This window comes from Rhizobium esperanzae, assembly GCF_002204185.1.
GTDB classification, from domain to species: Bacteria; Pseudomonadota; Alphaproteobacteria; order Rhizobiales; family Rhizobiaceae; genus Rhizobium; species Rhizobium esperanzae.
Window position 1 is genome coordinate 1 of the sequence record NZ_MXPU01000049.1, and the last position, 4614, is coordinate 4614.

Here is a 4614-nt window from a genome sequence, read left to right on the forward strand (position 1 = left end):
TTTGGTTGCGGGGGCAGGATTTGAACCTGCGGCCTTCAGGTTATGAGCCTGACGAGCTACCGGGCTGCTCCACCCCGCGGAAGTATTATAACACGAAAGGCCGCTTGTGAGCGGCCCTTTGAGACGGCCTTGGCCGTTGGAATGTGATGAGAAGATAGTTTTTGTTGACGCATGCAGCTTACCGAAGCCTGACGGCTCCGGGCGCATGCGTTGAGTTGCGATTTGCAGACCTGGCAGCGACCTACTCTCCCGCGTCTTAAGACGAAGTACCATGGGCGCAGGGGCGTTTCACGGCCGTGTTCGGAAAGGGAACGGGTGCAGCCACCCCGCCATAACCACCAGGTCGGCAAAGCGCAACTTTTGTTTGAGAAGCTGGCAGGCGTTAGCCTGTTTTGTTTTGAACACGTCTTTGATCTTTCCGGCTGCGGGTGCTTGTGGCACCCCTACAGGCCAGAGGCCGTCGCGCTTTGTGGCGCGGGCCGTCCGCAGCGCCCTTGGCGCGTCAGGACAAGGTCAGGCATCATCAGCCTTTGGCTGATGAGCATGAACAATGAGAACGATCAAGCCGATCGAGCTATTAGTACCGGTAAGCTTCATGCGTTGCCGCACTTCCACACCCGGCCTATCAACGTGGTCGTCTTCCACGGCTCTGATAGGGAACACTCGTTTTCAGGTGGGTTTCCCGCTTAGATGCCTTCAGCGGTTATCCCGTCCATATATAGCTACCCTGCTATGCCCTTGGCAGGACAACAGGTCCACCAGAGATATGTCCATCCCGGTCCTCTCGTACTAGGGACAGATCCTGTCAATATTCCTACACCCACGGCAGATAGGGACCGAACTGTCTCACGACGTTCTGAACCCAGCTCACGTACCGCTTTAATTGGCGAACAGCCAAACCCTTGGGACCTGCTCCAGCCCCAGGATGCGATGAGCCGACATCGAGGTGCCAAACAACCCCGTCGATATGGACTCTTGGGGGTCATCAGCCTGTTATCCCCGGCGTACCTTTTATCCGTTGAGCGATGGCCCTTCCACGCGGGACCACCGGATCACTATGACCGACTTTCGTCTCTGCTCGACTTGTCAGTCTCGCAGTCAGGCGGGCTTATGCCATTGCACTCGACGACCGATTTCCGACCGGTCTGAGCCCACCATCGCGCGCCTCCGTTACTCTTTCGGAGGCGACCGCCCCAGTCAAACTACCCACCATACACTGTCCCGGACCCGGATGACGGGCCGCGGTTAGACATCCATGACGATAAGGGTGGTATTTCAAGGATGGCTCCACGGAAACTGGCGTCCCCGCTTCAAAGCCTACCACCTATCCTACACATGCCGACACGAATGCCAGTGTAAAGCTATAGTAAAGGTGCACGGGGTCTTTCCGTCTGACCGCAGGAACCCCGCATCTTCACGGGGAATTCAATTTCACTGAGTCTATGTTGGAGACAGCGGGGAAGTCGTTACGCCATTCGTGCAGGTCGGAACTTACCCGACAAGGAATTTCGCTACCTTAGGACCGTTATAGTTACGGCCGCCGTTTACTGGGGCTTCGATTCAAAGCTTGCACCTCTCCTCTTAACCTTCCAGCACCGGGCAGGCGTCAGACCCTATACGTCGTCTTGCGACTTCGCAGAGCCCTGTGTTTTTGATAAACAGTCGCTACCCCCTGGTCTGTGCCACCCCACAATAGTTGCCTACCATGGGGTCACGCTTCTTCCGAAGTTACGCGTGCAATTTGCCGAGTTCCTTCAACATAGTTCTCTCAAGCGCCTTGGTATACTCTACCTGACCACCTGTGTCGGTTTCGGGTACGGTCTATACGGTGGAGCTATTTCCTGGAACCGCTCCGCTGCCCTGATAATCCAATAAACCAGAACAACTTGTGCAATCCGTCACTACCACCAGGCCCACGAATATTAACGTGGTTCCCATCGACTACGCGTGTCCGCCTCGTCTTAGGGGCCGGCTAACCCTGCTCAGATTAACTTTAAGCAGGAACCCTTGGTCTTTCGGCGAGAGGGTCTCTCACCCTCTTTATCGTTACTCATGTCAACATTCGCACTTCCGATACCTCCAGGAGCCCTCACGGGTCTCCCTTCATCAGCTTACGGAACGCTCCGCTACCACGTGTATTGCTACACATCCTCAGCTTCGGTGCATGGCTTCAGCCCCGTTACATTTTCGGCGCAAAGACCCTTATTTAGACCAGTGAGCTGTTACGCTTTCTTTAAATGATGGCTGCTTCTAAGCCAACATCCTGGTTGTTTTGGGATCCTCACATCCTTTCCCACTTAGCCATGACTTGGGGACCTTAGCTGGAGGTTAGGGTTGTTGCCCTTTTCACGACGGACGTTAGCACCCGCCGTGTGTCTGCCGAGTAGTACTCCCCGGTATTCGGAGTTTGGTTAGGATCAGTAAGACGGTGAGTCCCCATAGCCCATCCAGTGCTCTACCCCCGGGGGTATTCGCTCGACGCTCTACCTAAATAGATTTCGCGGAGAACCAGCTATTTCCGAGTTTGATTGGCCTTTCACCCCTAGCCACAAGTCATCCCAATCTATTGCAACAGATGCGGGTTCGGTCCTCCAGTTGGTGTTACCCAACCTTCAACCTGCTCATGGCTAGATCACTCGGTTTCGGGTCTAATGCAACAAACTATATCGCCCTCTTCAGACTCGCTTTCGCTGCGCCTACACCTACCGGCTTAAGCTTGCTTGTTACACTAAGTCGTTGACCCATTATACAAAAGGTACGCCGTCACCCTTGCGGGCTCCGACTGTTTGTAGGCATCCGGTTTCAGGTTCTATTTCACTCCCCTTGTCGGGGTGCTTTTCACCTTTCCCTCACGGTACTTGTTCGCTATCGGTCATGCACGAGTACTTAGGCTTGGAGAGTGGTCTCCCCATGTTCAGACAGGATTTCTCGTGTCCCGCCCTACTCTAGGACAATCGTGATATCTACGCGTACGGGGCTGTCACCCACTACGGCCGCACTTTCCAGAGCGTTCCACTTTAATCACAATTGCCACTGGCCTGGTCCGCGTTCGCTCGCCACTACTTGCGGAGTCTCGGTTGATGTCCTTTCCTGCAGGTACTTAGATGTTTCAGTTCCCTGCGTTCGCTTCTTACACCCTATGTATTCAGGTGCAGATACCTTATCACAATACCTAGAAACCTGTTTTGTCCTCACGGCCAAAGGCCTGCGGACGGCGCGCCGGGCGACCGGCGACGCGCCTTGCGCTACGAAGGAAGTCCCTCGCAGCCAAAGCAACAAAACAGATTTTCTAGGTATTTAAGGTGGGTTGCCCCATTCGGAGATCCATGGATCAAAGCTCATTCGCAGCTCCCCACGGCTTTTCGCAGCGTATCACGTCCTTCATCGCCTGTGCATGCCAAGGCATCCACCAAATGCCCTTACGACACTTAATCGTTCTCATTGCCAATGCTCATCATCTCGCCACCGTCCCCAAAGGAAACGGCAACAGACCGGGTTACCTTTTACAACCCAGTCAATCCAACAATGCCATCGACGTGTTCGACCTGATCACTTTATTGGAGCTACGCCGAGCAGCTCGCTTGTGTCAGGTCTTAAGACCAGCTTCTCGAGATATGATCCGATACCGCGCGGTCAGGCAACGGCAATCCGATCGTTCATCAGACATTGCCCAAGGGCAACGAACAACAAACGATCCAGAGCGACAAGCTTCCTTCCTACCTCCAGTCCTTCACCCATCTCCGGCCGGCTAGGCCATCCACAGGATCATCAGAACTGGGCTCGGACATCGGGCAAAACCCGACACCTGGAAGCCTCCAGATCAATCTTCTCTTCACAATGTATGCAGAACAGGCATCAGGCAAAAAGCCGATGCAAAACTTTACTTCTTCAAAAGACAAAACCGTCAACCGTCAGTCTCAACACCAATCGATTTGGTGGAGCTGAGCGGGATCGAACCGCTGACCCCCTGCTTGCAAAGCAGGTGCTCTCCCAGCTGAGCTACAGCCCCATCAGCTCGATCGCCTGGATCGCTCCAGGTTCGGCAACTTTCCGCGTCTGCCGTCCATTCCCAACCCCATCTACCTAAGCAGATGGTGGGCCCGGGAAGACTTGAACTTCCGACCCCACGCTTATCAAGCGTGTGCTCTAACCAACTGAGCTACGGGCCCATTCTCGTCAAACCGGTCCAGCCTCAACTGGATCGACGCGGTTCTTTGTCTTCTTGAAGAAAGAGAAACGTGGACGGCGAAAGCTCGCCATACCGTCATGACCGAAGTCTATGCGGCGTATTACGTTGCGATGGTCACCTGACTGGCGCCATCTATGTTCTAAAAAGCACGGGAAGGTTCACCCGAGACATGTCTCGGTGTCTTACCAATTCCACAGCTTCCTTAGAAAGGAGGTGATCCAGCCGCAGGTTCCCCTACGGCTACCTTGTTACGACTTCACCCCAGTCGCTGACCCTACCGTGGTTAGCTGCCTCCTTGCGGTTAGCGCACTACCTTCGGGTAAAACCAACTCCCATGGTGTGACGGGCGGTGTGTACAAGGCCCGGGAACGTATTCACCGCGGCATGCTGATCCGCGATTACTAGCGATTCCAACTTCATGCACT

3 tRNA genes and 3 rRNA genes are annotated in these 4614 nt (G+C 54.5%); all 6 read right to left on the reverse strand.

What is annotated here, in order from left to right:
* Positions 1–2: 2 nt before the first annotated feature.
* Positions 3–79, reverse strand: a tRNA-Met gene (locus B5E41_RS30760).
* Positions 80–228: 149 nt separating this feature from the next.
* A 5S ribosomal RNA gene (gene rrf / locus B5E41_RS30765) occupies positions 229–343 on the reverse strand.
* A gap of 213 nt (positions 344–556) precedes the next feature.
* Positions 557–3434 (reverse strand): 23S ribosomal RNA (locus B5E41_RS30770).
* Positions 3435–3933: 499 nt separating this feature from the next.
* Positions 3934–4009: transfer RNA gene (locus B5E41_RS30775), tRNA-Ala, on the reverse strand.
* A gap of 83 nt (positions 4010–4092) precedes the next feature.
* Positions 4093–4169, reverse strand: a tRNA-Ile gene (locus tag B5E41_RS30780).
* 226 nt (positions 4170–4395) lie between these two features.
* Positions 4396–4614, reverse strand: a 16S ribosomal RNA gene (locus B5E41_RS30785); the annotation flags it as partial.